Genomic DNA, 20,957 nt, shown 5'->3' with positions numbered 1-20,957 from the left:
GGCTGTGTTTCCCGGCCTTATGGCCCGGTTTTTCTGTGGTTTAGTTTTTCTTGCGATTGATAAGCGAGAACCCGATCAGCAACAGAACAGTCAGCACCAGAAGCCCGGTCGAGATCGCATTGACCTCTGGCGTCAGCGTGCGACGCAACTGACCCAGCATATAGGTCGGCAGCGTATCCTGGCCTGCGGATTTGACAAACTCGGTGATCACCACGTCATCCAGGCTGATCACGAAAGCCAGCATCGCGCCTGCCGCAATACCCGGTGCCAGCAAAGGCAGCGTGACAAAGCGGAAGGTTTGCCAGGGATTGGCGTAAAGATCCGCCGCCGCCGATTCCAGCGAGAGGTCCATCCCCTCCAGCCGCGCGCGGATCGGCAGATAGGCGAAAGGCACACAAAAGGCCGAATGCGCCAGGATCAGATACCAAAGCCCCTGATAGCCGGTATAGGCCTTGATCACCCCGAACAGGATCATCAGCGCCACCGCGGTCACGATCTCTGGCACCATCAGCGGCTGGTTGATGAAAGCATAGATCGCGGTCTGGCCCCGAAAGGCTTTGCGCCTGGTGGTGGCCAGCGCCGCCATGGTTGCAACCACAGTTGCGATGAAACTGGCCGAGATGGCGATCTGCAATGACCGAAGCGCGGCAGCCTGAACCTGATCATTCTCCCATGCGTCGATATACCAGCGCCAGGAAAAGCCCTGCCATACCGAAAGCGTGCTGCCCGCATTGAACGAGTAAAAGACCAGCGTGCAGATCGGCAGATAAAGCGCCACAAAAACCAGCACAGCGGTGGTGGCAAAGCCAGGCAGGCGCGAAACCTCGAATGTTTTGTCAGCCATGGCTCTTGCCCCCTTTGGTGGCGGTGCGGACATAAAGGATCATCGCCAGCATCACCACCAGCAAGAGCGCCATCGAAAGCGCCGCACCCAGCGGCCAGTTGCGGCCCTGGCCGAATTGCAGCTCGATGAAATTGCCGATCATCATATTCTTGCCGCCCCCCAGCACGCGCGGCGTGACATAGGCCCCAAGCGACGGGATGAACACAAGGATCGAGCCCGCAATGATCCCCGGCTTCACAATCGGCAGCACCACATGGCGCAAGACCTGCAGGCGGCTGGCATAGAGGTCATAGCCCGCCTCCAGCAGCCGCATGTCAAAGCGGTCGATGGCGGCAAAAAGCGGCAGCACCATCAGCGGCAGATAGACATAGGCCATGCCGATCAGCACCGCCGTATCGGTATTCATAAGGCGGATCGGCGCGGAAATCAGCCCGATCCCTATCAGGGCTTTGTTCAGCAGACCTTCGTTGCGGATGATCTCTGTGATCGCAAAGGTGCGGATCAAAAGGTTGGTCCAGAAGGGGATGGTGATCAGGAACAGCCAGAAAGCGCGGGCTTTCGGCGGCCTTGTGGCGATGAACCAGGCGGTCGGAAAGCCCACCGCAAAGGTGATCAGCGTGGTCAGCAGCGAGATTTTGACCGAGCGCCAGAAGATCGTCAGATGCGCATCGGCCAAAACCAGATTGCCGTCATTGAAGATGTCGCGGGTGTAAAGAACGCCCAGCCAGGCCTCGGTCGAAAACTCCCACACGACGCCGCCGGTGGGGCCTTTGGTCAGGAAGGAATAGACCAGAACAATCAGCAAAGGGCCCGCTGCGGCGCAAAACAGCAAGATCAGCGCAGGGGCCGAAAGCGCCCAGGCATTGCGCGTCGAGCGGGCTTCAAGCAGGCGTTCGGCCTCGCTTTGGCCGGTGATAGCAGCCCCCGGTGTAGCAGCCATGACTCAGTCCTCCAGCAAGAGAACAGAGCCGGGCGCAAAGCGGATGCCGACTTTCGCGCCCTTTGCGATGCTGGCCTCGCCCGAGACGCCCGATTGCACGCAGGCCTCGATCTCGGATCCGTCCGGCAGCGCCAGCTGATAGTTCATATCGGTGCCGAAATAGACAGAGCCCAGTACCTCGGCCGGGATCGCGCCTGCCTCATCGGCCGCGGTGATCGTCACATGCTCGGGGCGCACCGCGAGCGTAACCGGACCGGACTTGCCCGCCGTATCTGCCGCGATCACCTGCCCCGAGGCCAGCTTGCCACCACCCGCCACCGCTGTGGCATTCAGGAAGTTGGTCTCGCCGATGAAAGAGGCGACAAAGCGGTTGCGCGGCTTTGTATAGATCTCACGCGGCGCGCCCAGCTGCTGGATCCTGCCCGCCGACATGACGGCGATGCGGTCTGACATGGTCAGCGCCTCTTCCTGGTCATGGGTGACGAAAACAAAGGTGATGCCGGTCTCGGTCTGCAGGCGCTTCAGCTCGACCTGCATCTCTTTGCGCAGCTTCAGATCCAGCGCGGAAAGCGGCTCATCCAGCAAGAGAACCTTCGGCCTTGGCGCCAGAGCGCGGGCCAGAGCAACCCGCTGTTGCTGGCCACCAGACAGCTGGCTGGTCTTGCGCCCGGCCATGGCCTCAAGTTTAACAAGCGCCAGCATCTCTTTGACAGTGCTGTCAATTTCAGCCTTGGCCACGCCCTTCATCTTCAGCCCAAAGCCGATATTCTCGGCCACGCTGAGATGCGGGAACAGCGCATAGGACTGGAAGACCGTATTCACCGCCCGCTGGTTTGGCGGCTGGCCGGTCACATCCTGACCATCAATCAGGATCTGCCCCGAGGACGGCATCTCAAACCCCGCAATCAGCCGCAAAAGCGTGGTCTTGCCACAGCCCGAGGGCCCCAGCAGCGTGAAAAACTCGCCGGTTTTGATTTCAACGCTGACATTGTCCAGCGCCCTGACCACGGTTTCGCCCTGACCGAAAGCCTTGATCACGTCTTTTGCCATAATGGCTGCAGTTTCCGTCAAACCAGCACCCCTGTGGTATGTTCGTCTTTTCGATTATTTTGATCATATTGTGAGAAGGCGGATCGGATGAGCAAGGAAAATCGCGGGTTGTGCCACATTTTCATCCATCATCTGCCCAATGCGCAGGCAATCAATGCCAAAACAGGGCAAAAGCACTGAATAGCAGGGTGTCCGGGCGGCGGGGCCACGCTTGCACGCCCAGCCCGCAGATATGCGGGGCAAAACTATACCCGGCTGCGGCAGATGCGCCTATTCGCGTTCGGGCGGCTTTCATCCGGCTGTATCTGATCCGCCAGAGGCCTGGTCCCCATTCCCTGGCAGGCGGCGATCGATCAGCGCGAAAAGCAGCGGGGCTGCGACGATCACGATGATGATTCTGACAACATGATGCAGCGCGACAAAGGCGACATCGGCATGGATCGCCAGCGCGATCAGCCCCATCTCGGTCAGCCCGCCCGGTGCCAGCGCCAGCATCGCCTGGGCGGGGCTGGTTCCGGTCAGAGCCTCCATCAACAGGCTGAACCCCAGGGCCACCGCCAGCACCAGAACCGTCGAGCCAAGGCTAAGCAGCCCCGCCCGCCGCAGCGCCACCACCGGCACGCCGCGAAACCTGCAGCCCAGCACGGTGCCCAGCAAGACCTGCGCCGCATTGACCAGAATGGCTGGCGGCGCTGCCTCGGAAATACCCGACAGATGCAGCGCGGCAGAAAGCGCCATCGGGCCCAGAAAACTGGGCGCAGGCCAGCGCAGACGATGGCCGATCAGGCTGCCCAGCACCGCCGCCACCAGCAAAAGCCCCGCCTCATGCCAGGCCGGAAAATCCCCCAGAGCACTGGCCCCCTGCCCGCCGACATCATGACCCAGGATCACCCGAAACCAGAGTGCTATCAGCGCGATAGTCACCACGATACGCAGGCTGTGAGCCAGGATCACAGGCTCTGGCCGGGCCCCTTTTGCCTCGGCCAGCTCGATCATTTCCGACAGGCCGCCCGGCATTCCGGCAAAAAACGCCGTGCGCCAGTCATAGCCGCCAAGATAGCGATACCAGGGCACAGTGATCAGCCCGATCACCAGCAGATAAAGCAGCAAAAGCGACAGGGTGCCGATCCAGGTGATCGCATGGCCCAGCACCTCGGGCGAAAAACGCGAACCCAGCAGCACCCCGATCACCGCAACCACCGCCGGGCGCATCATCCCCGGCCCATTCAGCGGCACGCCAGACACAGAGGCGATCATGGTGGAAAACAGCGCCCCCAGCATCCAGGGCAGGGGCAGGCCAAGCGCCCAGAAAACGCCGCCCCCCGCTGCTCCGAGGGCGATGGCGGGCAAGGTGGACAGGATGGCTTTCACTTACACAGGTCCGGCAGATGAAAAGGCAGATCAGGCCGCAGGCCCGGGCTGGCGGTTGTCAAAAGCGCGGGTGCAGGCCCAGGGCGCCAGGCCTGCCCGCAAAACGCACACAGAACCGCACGCAGGCTTGTGCCCGAAATCCTCAGCCACGGCGGATGGCAGCAACGGCAGAAGTCAGCTCATCCGGGGTGACGACGCGCGGAAAAAGGTTCAGCCCGACCAGATAGGCAGGCGTGCCCGGCAGCTGGAAGTAATCGGCCTGGGCGAGATTGCGGCTGATCAGCCCGTGCCACTTGTCTTGTTCTCGCGCAAAGGCCGCCAGCGCCGCCTCGGGATCGACACCGGCGGCACGCACCGCCTGATCCATCCCGGCCGCATCGACGCGCCGCCCTTTTCCGGCCATCAGCGCCTCATTGACCTGGGCATAACGCCCCAGCGAAACCGAGCCCAGGCCCAGCTGCACCCCGCGCAATGAAGTTTCCCCGAAAATCGGGAAGTCCTTCATGACGAGGCGCAGATTGCCGTCGCGCCGCACCAGATCCAGGAGGGCCGGGTGACCCTCGCGGCAAAAGGGGCATTGATAGTCGAAATACTCGACAATGGTGACATCGCCATCAGGGTTGCCCAGCACGGGCTGATCGGGGTCATGGGTGATGTCGCGCGGCGCCTCGCCCGGGATCATATCATCCGCCGCACCCTCAGCCTGCGCAACGGAGGGATGGGCCAGCAACAGCCCGCCCACCATTCCCACACCCATCCCTGCCCCAAGGCCTTTCAGGATCAGATCACGCCTTTGCATGGCTTTCTCCGTTTCGGCCCCGGACCTGCGCGGCTTAGTTCTGGCTGCTGGTATAGGGGCTGGTATAGGGGCTATCGGGGAAGCCGCCCGGATAGGCATAATTGCCCGAGGCCGCATCACCGGCATTCAGAGGCGCGGCGGAAACCGCGGTCGGATCCATGGTGGCAGGTGACGCGCCGCCGGCAAAAGAGGCCCCGCTATACGGCGTGGTCGTCGGCACAAAGGCCCCGAATGCGCCCGCGCTTTGTTCAGGCGACAGCACCAGAACCCTTGCGCCCCTCTGATAGGTGGCCGCCAGGTGGATCGCATCCTGATTGTACATGCGGATACAGCCCGCTGAGGTCGCATGACCGACCGAGGCCACCTCATTGGTGCCGTGAATGCGGTAATAGGTGTCGCGCCCGCCCCGGAACAGATAGATCGCACGCGCCCCCAGCGGGTTTTGCAGCCCGCCCGGCAGGCCGCCGGCATAGGCCGCATACATATCGGGACGGTCGCGGATCATATTGTCGGTCGGCCGCCAGCTGGGCCAGTTCCGCGCGTATTGAGCGACCGCCTCACCTTCGAACGACCGCCCCTGATCGCCAACCGCCACCCGGTAGCGCCGCGCCCGGTTGTTGCCCAGAATGAAATAGAGATAGCGCTGCCAGGGATCGACGATGATCGAGCCGGGCGGCTCGGTGATCGCCAGGTCCACTTCGCTGCGCACATTCTCAGGGATCAGATAGCGCGGCGGCACGGCCGGAATGGAAAAGCCATCGTCTTCGACAGCGGCATACATGGCCAGCACTTCGGGCGGCACATTGGCAGCCGGATCGGGCTGCACGGCGGAATCAGGAACCCGTGGTCCGCAAGCCGAGACGAGGCCCGACAATGTCATCAAAAGCGCCGTACGCCGGCCGACCACTACATCCATTCCACTGTCCTTTCGCGCCGGTGAAAGCCTGGTCTGACCCGGATCTGGCAGGATCCCGGGCTGCAATCCACCGACAATGCGCACTTCCCCAAAGGCCATACAGGATCTGCAAGCCATTGGCGTCATGCGCCATGATCCGCAGCCGCTGGTCAAGCCCCGCTCTTACACAGCTGCGCGAGAAAATGAAAGATCAGCGCCCTGCCCCCGGCAGCAGACCGCCTTTGCCCAGGGTTTGCGCCTGAGAAACAACCCGCAGCACGGATCACCTGCCCGCCCTGCAGATGAGGAGCGCCCCGGATAAAAGGGGCGCGGCGGCATTTCCCGCGCTGGATCATGGGGGCGCAGCGCTGATTCTGCCGGTCACAGGGCGCTGCCCCGCAGCCAGAAAACACCCCGGGCGAAACGTCACCCGGGGTGTTGCAAGGGGATACTCATCAGGCCCCAGGTCATGTGCTGGCCAGAATACCGGCGCGGCCAGAACACCGGCGGGACCAGAACCCCGGCTCGGCCAAAACACCGGCGGGGCCAAGGCATAAGCCGGGCCGGGGCCCGCTATATGCTCAGCCCAACACGCCACTGATCAATGCAGCGGCGACCAGGAGCACCAGAACCGAGGCCCCGATCAGGACATATTTCTCCAGGGGCGTTATCGGCTCTTCCTGAACCTGCGCTGAGACCACCCTGTCCTCGCCGGAAATCCAGGCCAGAATGGCGGGATCGAAACCGTTATAGATCATGGCTTTCTCCTTATCTTTCTGAGGTGTTCACGTCCTGCCAGGCTGCGGCCGGATTGGCGCTGAGGAAGGCGAATGCACCTTTCGGCGTCACCGTCAGCACCAGCACCGCAGCCATTGCGGTTGCCGCCAGCACCATTGCCCCCCGCCGTGGGGCCTGCGCGGCCGTCCGCCGTGCCACCTGCACGGAAGCATAGCGGGCCGGGCGACCGCCTTGGGCAGAGTGGCCTGCGGCAGGATGGTCACCGGGCGCGCGGGCAGCGCCTGGCTGCGATATGCCAATCGTCATGCCACAGCCCCTCTGGCGCCGCCAAAGCCGCGGCTATCGCTCCACCGCTCGGCACCGTCCCGCCCGGCCTGTCCTGGCGCCCTTCCCAGATGTGCTGCCGCCAGCCCGGCACTTGCAATGGCCGCCGGATAAGGGGCCTGCGCCTCGGCCAGCAGCTGGTTGCGCAGCTGACGCCCCTCTTCCCAGGGGCCAAACCCTGCCGCCGCATTCATATGGCCAACAAAGCCCAGATCCACGAGGTCCGCGCCCCAGGCCCGCGACAGCTGCGCGGCACGGGCAAAACTCATCCAGGGATCATTGCGGCTGGCCGCGACGATCACCGGCAGATCCAGCACAGCCTCAGGGATCGGGCCGAAGTGACCAATCCGATCCGCCCCCGCCGTTTCCGCCGGCGTCACCAGCAGCGCCCCCGCCACCCGCAGATGCGGCCATTGCGTCAGCACTCGCGAGATCAGCACCGCCCCCAGCGAGTGGCCGACAAGCACACAGTCAGGATGCGCCAGAATCATCGAGGCCAGTTCGACCTCCCAGACCGCCGCAACGGGGCGATGGGGATCGGACAGTTCAACCGTCAGCGCATGCGGGTCACGCGCCGCCCACCAATGTTGCCAATGCGGGGCGGCGGATCCGTCAAGGCCCGGAACGATAAGCGTATTGATCATTCTCCTGGTCCTTTCCTGCGGGTTGCAGAGATCAGCGACAGGCCGCCCTGCACCATCATCCCTGACGCCCTGCGCGGTTCACTGCGACAGAGATCAGGGCCTGATCAGCGCGGCCTGCAAGAAAAGACTATATGATTTATCGTGATTGAGATTCTAAAGACGGACCCCGGAACAGAATAGGATTCCCCCCTTGCACCGTCGTCAGCGCCGCTTTGCCCCGATCAGGCTACTGCCCCTTTGCGCAGAACCAGGCCCGCCGTCACGCGTCGCCGGGCGCAAAAGCCTGGGCATCTGCGCCATGATCATGATCGCAAAGCCGATGGTCGCCCAGCACCTCGATCACCCGGCAATCCCCGATCGTGCCATGGGCGCATTGGATCAGCATCCGCTCCAGCTCGGCCTCAAGGGCCTGCAGCCGCGAGATCCGCGCCCGCACCGCGGTCAGCTGCTGGCGGGCAATGCCATCCGCTGCGGCACATGATTGCCCCGGCTGATCTGACAGCGACAGCAGATCGCGGATCGCCTCAAGCGGGAAGCCAAGATCGCGCGAATGGCGGATGAAGCGCAGCCGATCCTCGGCGGCCTTGCCATAAAGCCGCTGATTTCCGGCAGAGCGCTCTGCCTCGGGCAGCATGCCGATCTGCTCATAATAACGGATGGTCGGCACCTTAACCCCGGTGCGCTGGCCCAGTTTTCCAATCGTCAGCATGATCGCCTCATATCTATACCTCTAAACGATATAGATATTGAGAGACGACAGACAAGACCCAGCCCCTCTGCCGGCTGTCTGCGGGGGCTGTATACCCGGTTTATTGCAACGCGCAGAGATACTTCTTTCCCGTGAAACTTATATGCGTTATATTTTCACCAGAAAGGACATATCATGCTCGCATTTCCGGCCTTCGCAATGGAGATCCCTGACCGCAGCCAGGTGCTGACCCGGGCCGCGCTGCGCTCGGCAGAGCGGCTTGGCCTGACTGCGCGGCAGTTTGCGCGGGTCATCGGCCTGTCGGAACCCAGCGTCTCGCGGCTGAAAAAGGGCATGGCTGGCATCGAAGAGGGCAGCAAAGCCTGGGAGCTGTCTGCGCTGCTGGTGCGGCTGTTTCGCGCGCTTGATGCGATTACCGGCGGCGATGAGGCGGTGGCGCGGGCCTGGATGGTGGCCGACAATCTGGCGCTGGGGGGCATCCCGGCAGAGAAAATCACATCGGTTCAGGGGCTTGTCGATGTCTGCACCTATCTCGACACCCGCCGCGCCCGGCTTTGAACTTACCGCCTGGAGCGGGCGGGCATGGCGTCTGGTCGAGGCGCAGCATCTGGTCTCGACGCTGAAGCTGGTCGACAGCCTGGCCGAACAGGCCATGCTTGAGGATATTCTTGAGACGACCAAGCCCGTTATGCCCGCCGCCTGCCAGGGGCTTGATTACCTGCTGGCGACGCCGTTTCGCTATCGCCCCTATCCGCATGGCTCGCGGTTTCGCCGCGCCGGGCTGACGCCTGGCGTCTGGTATGGGGCGGAAAAGGTGCAGACCGCGCTGGCCGAGATGGTCTTCTACCGTTTCCTCTTTTACGCCGAAAGCCCACAGACCCCCTTCCCCGATGGCCCCGCCGAATATACCGCCTTTGCGGCAAAACTGGCGACCGAACGCGCGCTGGATCTGACCACCGGGCCGCTGGCGGATGATCCGCGCTTTACGCATCTGAGCGATTACAGTCATTGCCAGGATCTGGCTGAGAGTGTTCGCGCCGCAGAGGGTGAGGTGATCCGCTACAGATCGCTGCGCGACCCGAAGGGCGATGCCAATCTGGCGGTGCTGAGCTGCACGGCCTTTGCGGCACCGGGTGTGCAGGACCGCCAGACCTGGCGCATCCGCCTTAGCGCAAGCGGCGCGATGGCGCTGCGCGAACATCCCCGCCAGGGCATCGACTACCCGCGCGACACCTTCAGCGCCGACCCCAGACTTGCCGTCATGAAATGGGACAGGCCCCGCGCGCGCTGAGGCCTGTCCAGAAGCGCATGCGCCCGCCGCTTATGCGGTGGCGCGTTTGGGCAGCACCCAGCCCGGGCGTGGGAAATGGCAGGTATAGCCATTCGGCTGACGCTCAAGATAGTCCTGATGCTCGGGCTCAGCCTCCCAGAAATCCGCGACGCGCTCGACCTCGGTCACCACAGGGCCGGGCCACAGACCCGAGGCATCGACATCTTTGATGGTGTCGATTGCGGTGGCCCGCTGCCCCTCATTCCCCCAGTAAATCGCCGAGCGGTAGCTGGGGCCGAGGTCATTGCCCTGGCGGTCAGGCGTGGTCGGGTCATGGATCTGGAAGAAAAACTCCAGCAGCTGGCGATAGCTGAGGCGGGCGGGATCAAAGATCACCTCGATCGCCTCGGCATGGCGGCCGTGGTTGCGATAGGTGGCATTGGGCACCTCGCCGCCGGTATAGCCGACGCGGGTGTCGATCACGCCAGGCAGGCGGCGGATCAGTTGCTGCATGCCCCAAAAGCAGCCCCCGGCAAGAACGGCACGTTCGGTTGTCATCGTGAATTCTCCTCTCTCAGAGGTTCAGGCTATCGGTGGTTCAGAGTATTGGTCAGTTCAGCGCCCCACACCGGGTTCAGGCTATCGGCATCCGCGTCTCGGCCATGGCAGCAAGCCAGCTGGCGCCATAGGGTGCGGCCTCATCGTCGAAGTCATAGCCCGCGTGGTGCAAAGGCGCGGTATTGCCATTGCCGAGGAAGATATAGGCCCCGGGCCGCGCCTGTAACATATAGCTGAAATCCTCAGCCGCCATCAAAGGAGCGACTGCCTCATCTACATTGGCACTGATCTGGCGAGCGGCAAGGGCGGCATAGCCGGTATTTGCCGCGTTGTTTTCGGTTACCGGATAGCCGCGGCGGAAATCAATCGCCACGCTTGCGCCATAGGTCGCAGCGACGCCCTCACAGATCTGGCGCAGACGGGCCTCGGCCATCTGGCGCACCTCTTCGTTCAGCGTGCGGATGGTGCCGCGCATCCGCACCTCTTGCGCCAGCACGTTATAGGCGCTGCTGTCGCTGGCAATCGTCGAGACAGAGACCACCGCCGATTGCAGCGGATCGGTATTGCGCGAGACGATGCTTTGCAGCGCCACCACCAGATGCGCCGCGACAAGCGTGGTATCAATCGCCTCATGGGGTTTGGCGGCATGGCCGCCGCGCCCGGTCAGGGTGATCGCAAACTCATCCGAGGCCGCCATGATCGCGCCGGGGCGAATGGCGAAATTGCCAACCGCGAGGCCGGGCATATTGTGCATGCCGTAGACCTCCTGGATGTTCCACCGCTCCATCAACCCGTCTTTGACCATGGCGAGGCCACCGCCGCCGCCCTCTTCGGCGGGCTGGAAGATGCAGATGACGGTGCCGTCGAAATTGCGGGTCTCGGCCAGGTATTTCGCCGCGCCCAGCAGCATGGCGGTATGGCCGTCATGGCCGCAGGCATGCATGATGCCGGGTGTCTCTGACGCGTAATCAACGCCGGTCTGTTCATGGATCGGCAGCGCATCCATATCGGCACGCAGGCCAATGACGCGGCCCTGGCTGTCCTGGCGGCCACGGATCACCGCCACCACGCCAGAGCGGCCAATCCCCTCGGTCACCTCATCGCAGCCAAAGGCGCGGCACAGCTCGGCCACGCGCGCGGCGGTGCGCGGCAGCTCATAGTTCAGCTCTGGGTGGCGGTGGAAATCCTGACGCCAGGCTTTGATCTCGGGGGCCAGTTCGGCGAAACGGTTTCTGACGGGCATAAGGCTCTCCTTCAGGGGCGAAACTGAACCTCTGAGGGGCGAAGGGCAAGCCCCCCTTATGCGCAGCACCCTGCCCTGGTGCGGAATGCGATGAATATCGAGGCGCTAAAGGCCGAGGGGCGCTAAAGGCTGCCGGCACTAAAGGCTGAGGGTCGTTAAAGGCTGGGGCCAGGCACCAGGACCGAGCCATCGCTGAAACGCGACAGCCGGAAGCGGCGCATGTCATGGCCGATTTCCTCGCCCAGCGTCAGGCTGGCGATCACCCGCCCCATGCCCGGCCCGATGCCGAAACCATGGCCGCAAAGCCCGGTGGCGATGATCAGCCCCGGCAGCTTTGGCGTGCGGTCGATGATCGGCACGATATCGGGCATGGTCTCAATCATGCCAGCCCAGGTGGCGGTCAGCCGTGGCTTGCCGATTTGCGGGAAGGCGGCGGCAAAGCGGTTTTGCATCCGTTCAAGCGCGCGCATATTCGGGCGCGGGTTCAGGATGCGCAGATTTTCAAAGGGCGAGACGCGATCGCCATCCAGCCTGCGCGGCGTGGACCAGGCATCGGGGAAGCCTTTGGGCGCCATTGGCCGCATCGCAGTTTGCCCGAAGGTGCGCCCCAGCAGCGGCCAATAGCTGCGCAACTCGCGGAAGGCATCGGGGCCGATGTAGAAATCGTTATGATCACCGGGGGCCAGCGTATAGCCGCCATCGGCGCGGCGGCGAAAGGCGAAATGGCGATCAACCGCAGCGCCCTGAAAAAGATCGGGCAAGGGCCCGGTCGCGGCGACAGAGGACAGCACCGAAAGCTGCGGAATGCTGACGCCATGGGCGCGCAGGAAAAGCCGGGACCATGCGCCTGCCGCGACGATCACCTGATCGCAGGCGATCCGCCCAGCCTCGGTCACCACGCCAGCAACCCGCCCGGCGGCCAGATCCAGACAGCGCACCGCGCAATGCTCACGGATCACCACCCCATCTGCCGCTGCCAGATCGGCGAAAAGCGACACCGCCGCCCAGGGCTCTGCCCGCGCATCAGAGGCCGTCCACAGCCCCCCGACCCAGCCCGCCTGTGACGTGGGCACAAGATCCGCCACCTCGCGCGCCGAAAGCATCCGGCTGTCAACGCCAGAGCCCGCGACCGAATCAAGCCAGGCCTGAAAGCCCGCCATATCGGCCTCCTGGTTGGCGAGATAAAGGACACCGCTTTGCCGAAAGCCCAGCCGCTCGCCCGTGCCAGAGGCGGATCCCGCCCCTGCCCCCGCGCCCAGTTCGGCCGCCAGCCCGCGCCAGAGCGCCAGGCTTTCCATCATGATCGGCAGCTCGGCCGGGTCACGGCCCTGCTGGCGGATCCAGCCCCAGTTGCGGCTGGATTGCTCGCCCGCGATCAGGCCCTTTTCGCAAAGAACCACCCGCTGGCCCTTTTTCGCAAGCGCCCGCGCCGTCATCACCCCGATGATGCCGCCACCGATCACCACCGTATCGCAGGCAGCAGGCAACACGGCCTGATGGCGCGGCAGAATGCCGTCATGAATGGGAAATGTCATAATTCGTCCCGCAACCCCAAGCGCTGTAAATCCCAAGTGCCGCAGATCAGGCAGCCGCCCCTAGTGGAAGCTTTTCCTGATCCGCCGCACCGCCAGCCAGACCAGCCCCAGCACTGGCAAAACCAGCCCCGCAGTCAACATCTCTTTCGACAGCCCCGCCATTATTCCCAGAGGATAAAGCGCATAAGAGGCCAGGCTGACCGCGTAATAGCTGATCGCCACCACCGAGAGCCCCTCAACCGTATGCTGCAAACGCAGCGCCAGATCGGCGCGGCGATCCATGCTTTCCAGAAGGCTTTGGTTCTGGGCGGCGCGATCAACATCGACGCGGGTGCGCAGCAGCTCGGCGGCGCGTTCGGCCCGCGTCGACAGCGTATCCAGCCGCACTGCCGCCGATTTCACCGTGCGCATCGCCGGATCATAGCGACGCATCATGAACTCGCCAAAGGTCTGCCGCCCTTCCAGCCGCTCTTCGCGCAAGACCTGGATGCGCTGATGCAGGATCGCCTCATAGGCCTGGGTCGCGCCAAAACGAAACGAGACCCGCACCGCCTGGCGCTCCAGCTCGGAAGAGATCGACAGCAGATCATGCAGCGCCGCCTCGGGCGCAGGCCCATTGCCGCCCGAGCTATCGAGCCCAGAGATCAGCGCCGAAAGACGCGGGTCCAGGCGATTCAGCTCTGCCGCGAGCTCTCGCGCCCGGATAAGCCCCAGCATTGAGACCGCGCGATAAACCTCAATCTCGCAGAGCCTTTGCACGATGCGCCCGACCCGCCTGCGCCCGGTGCCAGGGCGCACGAAGACCGCGAACCGCATATTCCCGGCCGGATCGATGCGGAAATCCCCCGCGATCACCGCCGCCCCATCGACCACTGTCGACAAAGCCAGGCTTTCGGGCACGAACCATTCCTCGGCCCGCGCATAGATGTCCTCTTTGCTGTCCGGCATCGTCTCAATCCGGATCAGGACCGAGGCAATGCGCCCGCCCGGCGCGGATGAGATCCAGTCCTCGGGAAACACTTCGGTCTCGACCGGGTCAAAGGGCCGCGCCGAGACGCCGGGCGTAAAGGCCGAATAGGTCACAAACTCGGTATGGCTTTCCCATTTCAGCTCTGAGCGGCCCAGGCTGCCCGAGAAATGCGTAGCCTCAGGCTGCGGATGGGCAGCACCATTGCGATCCAGCAGATCCAGCAGATGCGCGCGGTCGCGGCTGCGGTCACGGCCCGCCGCGTCCACAGGCTCTTTGAAGGCCATCATCACGGCGGTACAGGGCAGATCCAGCGCCGGAAAGGGCCGCGCATGCAGCTCATTCACCGTAGCATAGCGAAGCGGGTGGTCAGAAACAGGAGGCATGGTCACTCGCCATGGTTGCGATTTCATCGGGTTACGCCCGACCCCGGGGATGAGGCCAGCACAAAGCCCGCATACCAGGGTATGCGGGCAATCTGTTGCAACAAAGACAATGCGGGGGGACGTTCAGCGCGACATTCAGCCGCGGATCGTGCCATCCCCGGTCACCAGATATTTGAAACTGCACAATTGTTCGGCACCGACCGGACCACGCGCATGCATCTTCCCGGTGGCAATGCCGATCTCGCCGCCCATCCCGAACTCGCCCCCATCAGCGAATTGGGTCGAGGCATTGCGCATCAGGATCGCCGAATCGAGGCGCTGAAAGAAGCGGGCTGCCACCGCATCATCCTCGGTCAGCACAGATTCGGTGTGGTTCGAGCCATAGCGGCGAATATGCGCAATCGCCCCGTCAACGCCATCGACGATCTTCGCCGCGATGATCATATCAAGATATTCGCGCCCGAAATCATCGGCTTGCGCAGGAATGGTGCCGGGGATCGTCAGCAGATCGCCCTCGGTGCGCACCTCAACCCCCGCGGCCAGCAGATCCTCGATCAGCACCCCACCATGTTTGTCGTAAAACGCCCGGTCGATCAGCAGGCACTCGGCAGAGCCGCAGATCCCGGTGCGCCGGGTCTTGGCGTTCAGCACCACGCGCCGCGCTTTCTCCAGATCGGCCGCGCCATCGGCATAGACGTGGCAGATGCCTTCCAGATGCGCGAATACCGGCACCCGCGCCTCGGCCTGGACCAGACCGACCAGGCCCTTGCCGCCCCGCGGCACGATCACATCGATATAATCAACCGCCGTCAGCATGGCCTGAACCATGGCCCGGTCGCGCACGGGAACCAGCTGGATCGCAGCCTCGGGCAGGCCAGCGGTGCGCAGCCCCTCAACCATGGCCCCATGGATCGCCGCTGACGAATGAAAGCTTTCCGACCCACCGCGCAGGATCACCGCATTCCCGGCCTTCAGGCACAGCGCCCCGGCATCCGCCGTCACATTCGGACGGCTTTCATAAATCACGCCCACCACGCCCAAAGGCGTCGCCACCCGCTGGATGTGCAGACCATTGGGGCGATCCCATTCTGCCAGCACCCGCCCGACGGGATCGGGCTGGTCTGCGACATCGCGCAAAGCGCCCGCGATTGCCGCAACCCTGCCCGCATCAAGGCGCAGGCGATCCAGCATCGCAGGCGACAATCCCTTGCTTTCAGCGAATGCAATATCCTGCTGATTGGCCTCAAGAATTAGATCCGAGCGCGCCTCAACGGCCTCCGCCGCCCTGCGCAGCGCAAGGGCCTTCTGCTCTGGTGGGGCGAAAGCCAGCTCTGCCGCCGCATCGCGTGCAGCAGTTCCAATTCGCACCATCAAATCGGAAAACTGACCGTCCATAGCCTCACCCATTTCTGCGCCCCCTGCGCCCATTCATCTGTCCGAAAATATCCCGGGGGTTCCGGGGGCTGGCCCCCGGCGCCCGGAACCTGGCGCCCGACCAGATCACAGCACCATATCGTCGCGGTGCACCAGCGCCGCCCGGCCCTGATAGCCCAAAATCGCCTCTATCTCACCCGAGCGGTGGCCGGCAATCGCCCGCGCCTCATCCGATGTATAGCGAATAAGCCCTTTTCCAAGTGCCTCACCGGCAGGCCCCAGGATTCCCACCGGCTCGCCCCGGCCAAAGCGGCCCTCAACGGCGACCACGCCCGCAGGCAGCAGGCTTTTGCCCTGGCGCAGCGCTGTGACCGCGCCCGCATCAACCCGGATCCGGCCCTTTTCCTTCATCGCATTGATCCAGCGCTTCCGCGCGGCCTGAGGGTCGGCCTCAGCCACAAACCAGGTGCGATTCGCGCCCTCGGCCAGCGCTTTCAGCGGCCGCAGGGGCGAGCCCTCCATGATCGCCATGGCACAGCCGCCCGCAACAGCGGTCCTGGCGGCCATCAGCTTGGTTTTCATACCGCCCTTTGACAGACCCGAGATCGGATCCCCGGCCATCGCCTCTATCTCGGGCGTGATGTGATCGACCAGATCGAAACGATGCGCGGTCGGATCCTCTTTCGGATTGGCGGAATAGAAGCCATCGACATCCGACAGAAGGATCAGCTGATCCGCCCCCGCCGTCACCGCAATCTGCGCGGCCAGCCGGTCATTGTCGCCAAACCGGATCTCATCGGTGGCAACTGTGTCGTTTTCATTGACAATCGGCACCACGCCCAAGCCCAGCAATGTCTCCATCGTGGCGCGGCTGTTCAGATAGCGACGGCGGTCGGTGGTATCTTCCAGCGTGACCAGAATCTGCGCGGTGGTGATGCCATGCGGCGCCAGCACCTCTTCATAGGCGCGCGCCAGCCGGATCTGCCCCACCGCCGCCGCCGCCTGCGCCTGTTCCAGCGAGAGTTCTCCCGAGGCAGGCAGGCCCAGCACCATCCGCCCCAAAGCAATCGAGCCCGAGGAGACCAGCACCACCTGGGTGCCGCGCACCCGCGCCTCGGCCACATCCAGCGCCAGCGCCGAAAGCCAAGCCTGACGCAGCCCCTTTGCCCGGTCAACCAGCAGGGCCGAGCCGATCTTGATCACCAGCCGCCGTGCCGCCCGCACATCGGGGGCCTGCAGCATCGCTGCCTGGTTCAGGGCTGCCACGGCCCGGCTTCCTCTTCTTCAACCCCGGTCATGCGGATCTCGGCCATCAGGCCCCGCAGCACCTCGGAAATACCTTTTTGCGCCGCGCCAGAGATCACATAGACCGGGCCGCCAGAGGCTTTCTCCAGCGCCCTCCGCCGATCGGTGATCTGCTTGGCATCCATCGCATCGGTCTTGTTCAGCGCCAGAATGCGGGGTTTATCGCCCAGGATCTCGGAATAGGCCTCAAGCTCTTTCACAATGGTGCGGTAGTCTTTGGTGATCGTCGAGGATGTGCCATCGACCAGATGCAAAAGCACCTTGCAGCGCTCGACATGGGCGAGGAACTGCATCCCCAGCCCGCGCCCCTCTGACGCACCTTCAATCAGGCCCGGAATATCGGCCATCACAAATTCACGCCCGTCGATCCCCACCACGCCCAGGTTCGGCACCAGCGTCGTAAACGGATAATCAGCGATCTTGGGCCGCGCATTTGACACAGCCGCCAGAAAGGTCGACTTGCCAGCATTCGGCAGCCCCACCAGGCCCGCATCGGCGATCAGTTTCAGCCGCAGCCAGATCGTGCGCTCAACCCCTGGGATGCCAGGATTGGCCCGGTTGGGCGAGCGGTTGGTTGAGGATTTGAACTGCAGGTTGCCCCAGCCGCCATTGCCGCCCTGGGCCAGCAAAACCCGCTGGCCGGGCTCGGTCAGATCGGCGATCACCGTTTCCTCATCCTCATCAAGGATCTCGGTGCCCAGCGGCACTTTCAGCGTGATATCATCACCCGATTTGCCGGTTTTCTGGCTGCCCATGCCATGCTGGCCATTCTTAGCAAAGAAGTGCTGCTGATAACGGTAGTCGATCAGCGTGTTCAGCCCCTCGACCGCCTCGGCCCAGACCGAGCCGCCCCGCCCACCATCGCCGCCATCCGGCCCGCCGAATTCGATGAATTTCTCACGCCGGAACGAGACGCATCCTGCGCCACCGCCGCCCGAGCGGATATAGACTTTGGTCAGATCGAGAAATTTCATCGCAGCTTCTTTCCGAACCGCCGCATCGCGGCCACTCCCCGGCGATAAAGGAAAAGCGCCCCCACCTCAAGCAAGGCAAAAGCCGAAACCCGCGCCCCGCCCTTTCATCTGTCAAAAAATATCCCGGGGGAGAGGCCCGCCCGGGCCTCGGGGGCAGAGCCCCCTAACCAGCCCTCGGGGGCAGAGCCCCCAACCAACCCTCTGTGGCAGAGCCCCCCAATCAATCCCCCTCGGCAAGGCCCCCTCGGCAAGGCCCCTGCAGCAAGGCCCCCGCCCCCATCAGCCAGCCGGAACCCAGATCACATCAGAGATCCGCACCGCGCCCATCGCCAGCATCACCAGCCGGTCAAATCCAAGCGCACAGCCCGCCGCCGGTGGCATCAGCGACAGCGCGCTAAGGAAATCCTCATCAATCGGATAGCGCTCGCCATAAAGACGCGCCTTGATCTCCATCTCTTCCTCAAAACGCAGCCGCTGCTCGGCGGGATCGGTCAGCTCGCCAAAGCCATTGGCCAGCTCAACCCCGCAGGCATAGACCTCAAAGCGCTCGGCAAGTCGCGGATCGCCCGGCACACGCCGCGCCAGCGCCGCCTCAGAGGCCGGATAAAGATCCAGCACCGTCAGCTGCCCCATGCCCAGATGCGGCTCAACCCGCTCTGAGAGCACCCGGCTGAACAGATCCGACCAGCTCTCGCCCGGCATATGCCGGATCCCCGCCTGATCCATCTGCCCCGCCAGCGCCGCCGCATCGGTCACGCCTGCGGCATCCATCGTCGCCAGAAGATCGATCCCGGCATGGCGCGAAAAGGCTTCAGTCACCGAAATCCGCTGATAAGGCAGCGCCGGATCACAGTCCTTGCCGCGAAAATGAAAGCGCCGCCCATCCGCCGCCAGCCGCACCCAGGCGGCGATATCCTCCATCAGCCGGGTGTAATCCTCGCCGACACGATACCATTCCAGCATGGTGAACTCGGGCTCATGCAGGGGGCCGCGCTCACGGTTGCGCCAGACGTGCGAGAAGGCATGGATCCGCGTCTCCCCTGCCGCCAGCAGCCGCTTCATCGCAAATTCGGGCGAGGTGTGCAGATACATCTCGCGCCCCTGCCCGTCATCGCCGATTGCGGTGGTGCGAAAGGCATGCAGATGCGCCTCATTGCCGGGGCTGACCTGCAGGGCGGCGGGATCAACCTCGATAAAGCCCTGATCGGCCAGCCAGCCCCGGATCTGCGCCTGGATCCGGTTGCGCCCCAAAAGCAGCGCCCGCCGGTCCGCGTGACGCGAGGGCTGCCACCACTGATCTGCAGGCCCACGCCTGTCGCTGGCGCGGGCTGTTGGGGCCAGAGTGGCGGCCTGAGACGGGGTCTGATCGGTTTCGCGGCTCATTCTGGGCATTCCTGCTGGAAATCTGTCAAATCATGCGCTATGTGGCGCGGCAATCGCCACTCAGCAAGGCCCCGCGCCCTGCCCCCTGGCGCATCCGCATATCAAAGGATCACCACCCGTGAAAGTCATCGCCTCGTCGCTTCGCAAGGGCAATGTTGTTGAAGTGGACGGCAAGCTCTATGCCGTTCTCTCGGCCGAAACCTACCGCCCGGGCAAGGGCACGCCGACCACCTCTGTCGATATGCGCCGCATCTCGGACGGGGTGAAGGTCTCGGAACGCTGGAAAACCACCGACCAGGTCGAAAAGGCCACCGTGGATGAGCGCGACTATGACTTCCTCTATGAGGACAGCGAGGGCTTCCACTTCATGCAGCCCGAAAGCTATGAGCAGGTCGTGGTGACCGCTGACGTCATGGGCGACAGCAAGGTCTATCTGACCGAAGGCATGCGCTGCTATCTGAAAACCTTCGACGGCGCGCCGATCGCCATCGAAGTGCCGCAAAAGATCACCGTCGAGATCGCTGAGACCGAGCCGGTCGTCAAAGGCCAGACGGCCTCTTCGTCCTATAAGCCCGCGCTGACCACCTCGGGCCTGCGCGTCATGGTTCCCGCCCATATCGGCGCTGAAACCCGCATCGTCATCAATACCGATGACAATTCCTATGTGGAACGCGCCAAGGACTGACGCTCTGGGCTGTGGCTCTGGCCGCAGCTGTTCGGCACTGATAAGAAAAGGGCATGGCCGCCGGTCATGCCCTTTTTCATTCGCAGATCACCCCTTTGAAATGCCCTTCACTGCAAGGATCTTCCGATGACACGCCCCCCCTATCGCTGGCCCGATCCTGACCGCGACTATGCCAATGGCGATTTCATCGAAGGGGCCGATCTTTATGCGCAACGCTGGAAAGATCAGGCCCGCGCCTTCCGCGAAAGCCAGGGCGCACGGGCGACGGCGGGGCTGCGCTACGGTCAGGCAGAGCGCAATCTCTATGACCTGTTCCTTCCCGAGGGCGAGGCGAAGGGCACGGCTCTCTTCATCCATGGCGGCTGGTGGCTGGCCTTTGGCCGCGAATACTGGTCGCATCTGGCGGCAGGCCCGCTGGCGCATGGCTGGCGGGTGGTCATGCCATCCTATACGCTGGCCCCTCAGGCAAGGATCTCTGAAATCACCGCCGAAATGGTGCGCCTGACACGGCTGCTGCTGCGCGACTTTGCCGGCCCGCTGATCGCCACCGGCCATTCGGCGGGCGGCCATCTGGCGGCGCGGCTGGTGTGCAAGGACAATGACCTGCCCCTGGCCCGCGTGGTGCCGATCTCACCGCTGACCGAACTGGGCCCGGTGCTGGCGCTGCAAACCAATCAGACGCTGCAACTGACCGAGGCAGAGGCAGCCCGCGAAAGCCCGGCCCGCCATGCGCTGCGCCCCGGCACCAAAGCCCATATCCATATCGGCGCCGATGAGCGCCCGGCCTTCCTCGCTCAGGCGCGGATCCTGTCCGAGGAATGGGTCTGCCCCTGGAGCGCCGCCCCCGGCCGCCACCATTTCGATGTGATAGACGATCTGGCCGATCCGGGCTCCAGCCTGACAAACACGCTGCTTGCGCTGTAAAAACACCCGGCCAAAATCACCCGGCCAAAACACCTGGCC

General features: G+C 63.8%; 22 protein-coding genes. 4 read left to right on the top strand and 18 right to left on the bottom strand.

All coding sequences use genetic code 11. The annotated features are described in order from the left end of the window. Positions 1-40: 40 nt before the first annotated feature. The 10 genes from HOY34_RS12230 to HOY34_RS12185 all read right to left on the bottom strand — a co-directional run bounded on the left by HOY34_RS12230 (position 41) and on the right by HOY34_RS12185 (position 8,314). Positions 41-844 (bottom strand): ABC transporter permease, encoded by an 804-nt coding sequence (locus HOY34_RS12230; RefSeq protein WP_172363214.1) that lies wholly within the window; start codon positions 842-844, stop codon positions 41-43. Beyond that, the gene (locus HOY34_RS12225) at positions 837-1,784 is read right to left on the bottom strand and encodes an ABC transporter permease (RefSeq protein WP_172363212.1); all 948 of its coding nucleotides are present in this window, start codon (positions 1,782-1,784) and stop codon (positions 837-839) included. Before HOY34_RS12225 ends, HOY34_RS12230 begins: the two co-directional genes overlap by 8 nt. Before the next feature lie 3 nt (positions 1,785-1,787). Further along, a complete protein-coding gene (locus HOY34_RS12220) occupies positions 1,788-2,834 on the bottom strand; it encodes an ABC transporter ATP-binding protein (RefSeq protein ID WP_436645199.1) in 1,047 nt (348 codons plus the stop codon). Between the two features lie 291 nt (positions 2,835-3,125). Beyond that, complete coding sequence (locus HOY34_RS12215; protein ID WP_216654726.1) at positions 3,126-4,205, bottom strand: AbrB family transcriptional regulator; 1,080 nt, start codon at positions 4,203-4,205, stop codon at positions 3,126-3,128. 142 nt (positions 4,206-4,347) lie between these two features. Then, entirely contained in the window at positions 4,348-5,004 is a 657-nt protein-coding gene (locus tag HOY34_RS12210) for a thioredoxin domain-containing protein (RefSeq protein ID WP_172363208.1), read from the bottom strand. 34 nt (positions 5,005-5,038) lie between these two features. Beyond that, entirely contained in the window at positions 5,039-5,920 is an 882-nt protein-coding gene (locus HOY34_RS12205; protein ID WP_253944409.1) for a L,D-transpeptidase, read from the bottom strand. Positions 5,921-6,480: 560 nt separating this feature from the next. Further along, positions 6,481-6,657 carry a hypothetical protein gene (locus HOY34_RS12200; protein ID WP_172363206.1) on the bottom strand — a complete coding sequence of 59 codons (177 nt, stop codon included), beginning with the start codon at positions 6,655-6,657 and terminating at the stop codon, positions 6,481-6,483. A 10-nt stretch (positions 6,658-6,667) separates the two neighbouring features. Further along, on the bottom strand, positions 6,668-6,943 hold the full coding sequence (locus tag HOY34_RS12195; RefSeq protein ID WP_172363204.1) for a hypothetical protein: 276 nt from the start codon (positions 6,941-6,943) through the stop codon (positions 6,668-6,670). Next, a complete protein-coding gene (locus HOY34_RS12190; protein WP_172363202.1) occupies positions 6,940-7,605 on the bottom strand; it encodes an RBBP9/YdeN family alpha/beta hydrolase in 666 nt (221 codons plus the stop codon). The genes HOY34_RS12195 and HOY34_RS12190 overlap by 4 nt, the downstream gene beginning before the upstream one ends. 259 nt (positions 7,606-7,864) lie before the next feature. After that, a complete protein-coding gene (locus HOY34_RS12185; RefSeq protein ID WP_172363200.1) occupies positions 7,865-8,314 on the bottom strand; it encodes a MerR family transcriptional regulator in 450 nt (149 codons plus the stop codon). A gap of 174 nt (positions 8,315-8,488) precedes the next feature. Between HOY34_RS12185 and HOY34_RS12180 the strand changes: the two genes are divergently transcribed. Together HOY34_RS12180 and HOY34_RS12175 are read left to right on the top strand one after the other, a co-directional pair. Next, the gene (locus HOY34_RS12180; RefSeq protein WP_172363199.1) at positions 8,489-8,872 is read left to right on the top strand and encodes an MbcA/ParS/Xre antitoxin family protein; all 384 of its coding nucleotides are present in this window, start codon (positions 8,489-8,491) and stop codon (positions 8,870-8,872) included. Continuing rightward, the gene (locus HOY34_RS12175; RefSeq protein ID WP_172363197.1) at positions 8,832-9,605 is read left to right on the top strand and encodes an RES family NAD+ phosphorylase; all 774 of its coding nucleotides are present in this window, start codon (positions 8,832-8,834) and stop codon (positions 9,603-9,605) included. Before HOY34_RS12180 ends, HOY34_RS12175 begins: the two co-directional genes overlap by 41 nt. Before the next feature lie 30 nt (positions 9,606-9,635). Here HOY34_RS12175 and msrA read toward each other — a convergent pair whose 3' ends face one another. The 8 genes from msrA to epmA all read right to left on the bottom strand — a co-directional run bounded on the left by msrA (position 9,636) and on the right by epmA (position 19,309). Continuing rightward, positions 9,636-10,142, bottom strand: a complete 507-nt coding sequence (gene msrA, locus HOY34_RS12170; RefSeq protein ID WP_172363195.1) for a peptide-methionine (S)-S-oxide reductase MsrA — start codon at positions 10,140-10,142, stop codon at positions 9,636-9,638. 76 nt (positions 10,143-10,218) lie between these two features. Then, positions 10,219-11,385 carry a M20 aminoacylase family protein gene (locus HOY34_RS12165; RefSeq protein WP_172363193.1) on the bottom strand — a complete coding sequence of 389 codons (1,167 nt, stop codon included), beginning with the start codon at positions 11,383-11,385 and terminating at the stop codon, positions 10,219-10,221. 155 nt (positions 11,386-11,540) lie between these two features. Further along, positions 11,541-12,920, bottom strand: a complete 1,380-nt coding sequence (locus HOY34_RS12160) for an NAD(P)/FAD-dependent oxidoreductase (protein ID WP_172363191.1) — start codon at positions 12,918-12,920, stop codon at positions 11,541-11,543. 60 nt (positions 12,921-12,980) lie between these two features. Then, on the bottom strand, positions 12,981-14,273 hold the full coding sequence (locus HOY34_RS12155; protein ID WP_172363189.1) for a DUF3422 family protein: 1,293 nt from the start codon (positions 14,271-14,273) through the stop codon (positions 12,981-12,983). Between the two features lie 135 nt (positions 14,274-14,408). Further along, positions 14,409-15,668 carry a glutamate-5-semialdehyde dehydrogenase gene (locus tag HOY34_RS12150; RefSeq protein ID WP_172363250.1) on the bottom strand — a complete coding sequence of 420 codons (1,260 nt, stop codon included), beginning with the start codon at positions 15,666-15,668 and terminating at the stop codon, positions 14,409-14,411. A gap of 105 nt (positions 15,669-15,773) precedes the next feature. Further along, positions 15,774-16,889 (bottom strand): glutamate 5-kinase, encoded by a 1,116-nt coding sequence (gene proB, locus HOY34_RS12145; RefSeq protein WP_172363249.1) that lies wholly within the window; start codon positions 16,887-16,889, stop codon positions 15,774-15,776. A gap of 11 nt (positions 16,890-16,900) precedes the next feature. Then, positions 16,901-17,926, bottom strand: a complete 1,026-nt coding sequence (gene obgE / locus HOY34_RS12140; protein WP_172363187.1) for a GTPase ObgE — start codon at positions 17,924-17,926, stop codon at positions 16,901-16,903. 279 nt (positions 17,927-18,205) lie between these two features. Then, a complete protein-coding gene (gene epmA, locus HOY34_RS12135; protein ID WP_172363185.1) occupies positions 18,206-19,309 on the bottom strand; it encodes an EF-P lysine aminoacylase EpmA in 1,104 nt (367 codons plus the stop codon). 118 nt (positions 19,310-19,427) lie between these two features. Between epmA and efp the strand changes: the two genes are divergently transcribed. Continuing rightward, positions 19,428-19,994 (top strand): elongation factor P, encoded by a 567-nt coding sequence (efp, locus tag HOY34_RS12130; protein ID WP_172363183.1) that lies wholly within the window; start codon positions 19,428-19,430, stop codon positions 19,992-19,994. A gap of 126 nt (positions 19,995-20,120) precedes the next feature. Beyond that, on the top strand, positions 20,121-20,918 hold the full coding sequence (locus HOY34_RS12125; protein ID WP_172363181.1) for a hormone-sensitive lipase: 798 nt from the start codon (positions 20,121-20,123) through the stop codon (positions 20,916-20,918). Positions 20,919-20,957 lie beyond the last annotated feature (39 nt).

The sequence above is a fragment of the Pseudogemmobacter hezensis genome (assembly GCF_013155295.1).
Lineage (GTDB): Bacteria > Pseudomonadota > Alphaproteobacteria > Rhodobacterales > Rhodobacteraceae > Pseudogemmobacter > Pseudogemmobacter hezensis.
Note: the sequence above shows the minus strand (reverse complement) of the source record. Positions and strands in the feature narration are given on the sequence as shown.

Bases quoted from the DNA above. Each gene is read 5' to 3' on its own strand.
- HOY34_RS12230 (WP_172363214.1), bottom strand. From the start codon at position 844: ATGGCTGACAAAACATTCGAGGTTTCGCGCCTGCCTGGCTTTGCCACC.
- HOY34_RS12225 (WP_172363212.1), bottom strand. From the start codon at position 1,784: ATGGCTGCTACACCGGGGGCTGCTATCACCGGCCAAAGCGAGGCCGAA.
- HOY34_RS12220 (WP_436645199.1), bottom strand. From the start codon at position 2,834: ATGGCAAAAGACGTGATCAAGGCTTTCGGTCAGGGCGAAACCGTGGTC.
- HOY34_RS12210 (WP_172363208.1), bottom strand. From the start codon at position 5,004: ATGCAAAGGCGTGATCTGATCCTGAAAGGCCTTGGGGCAGGGATGGGT.
- HOY34_RS12205 (WP_253944409.1), bottom strand. From the start codon at position 5,920: ATGGATGTAGTGGTCGGCCGGCGTACGGCGCTTTTGATGACATTGTCG.
- HOY34_RS12200 (WP_172363206.1), bottom strand. From the start codon at position 6,657: ATGATCTATAACGGTTTCGATCCCGCCATTCTGGCCTGGATTTCCGGC.
- HOY34_RS12195 (WP_172363204.1), bottom strand. From the start codon at position 6,943: ATGACGATTGGCATATCGCAGCCAGGCGCTGCCCGCGCGCCCGGTGAC.
- HOY34_RS12190 (WP_172363202.1), bottom strand. From the start codon at position 7,605: ATGATCAATACGCTTATCGTTCCGGGCCTTGACGGATCCGCCGCCCCG.
- HOY34_RS12185 (WP_172363200.1), bottom strand. From the start codon at position 8,314: ATGCTGACGATTGGAAAACTGGGCCAGCGCACCGGGGTTAAGGTGCCG.
- HOY34_RS12180 (WP_172363199.1), top strand. From the start codon at position 8,489: ATGCTCGCATTTCCGGCCTTCGCAATGGAGATCCCTGACCGCAGCCAG.
- HOY34_RS12175 (WP_172363197.1), top strand. From the start codon at position 8,832: ATGTCTGCACCTATCTCGACACCCGCCGCGCCCGGCTTTGAACTTACC.
- msrA (WP_172363195.1), bottom strand. From the start codon at position 10,142: ATGACAACCGAACGTGCCGTTCTTGCCGGGGGCTGCTTTTGGGGCATG.
- HOY34_RS12165 (WP_172363193.1), bottom strand. From the start codon at position 11,385: ATGCCCGTCAGAAACCGTTTCGCCGAACTGGCCCCCGAGATCAAAGCC.
- HOY34_RS12160 (WP_172363191.1), bottom strand. From the start codon at position 12,920: ATGACATTTCCCATTCATGACGGCATTCTGCCGCGCCATCAGGCCGTG.
- HOY34_RS12155 (WP_172363189.1), bottom strand. From the start codon at position 14,273: ATGCCTCCTGTTTCTGACCACCCGCTTCGCTATGCTACGGTGAATGAG.
- HOY34_RS12150 (WP_172363250.1), bottom strand. From the start codon at position 15,668: ATGGACGGTCAGTTTTCCGATTTGATGGTGCGAATTGGAACTGCTGCA.
- proB (WP_172363249.1), bottom strand. From the start codon at position 16,889: ATGCTGCAGGCCCCCGATGTGCGGGCGGCACGGCGGCTGGTGATCAAG.
- obgE (WP_172363187.1), bottom strand. From the start codon at position 17,926: ATGAAATTTCTCGATCTGACCAAAGTCTATATCCGCTCGGGCGGCGGT.
- epmA (WP_172363185.1), bottom strand. From the start codon at position 19,309: ATGAGCCGCGAAACCGATCAGACCCCGTCTCAGGCCGCCACTCTGGCC.
- HOY34_RS12125 (WP_172363181.1), top strand. From the start codon at position 20,121: ATGACACGCCCCCCCTATCGCTGGCCCGATCCTGACCGCGACTATGCC.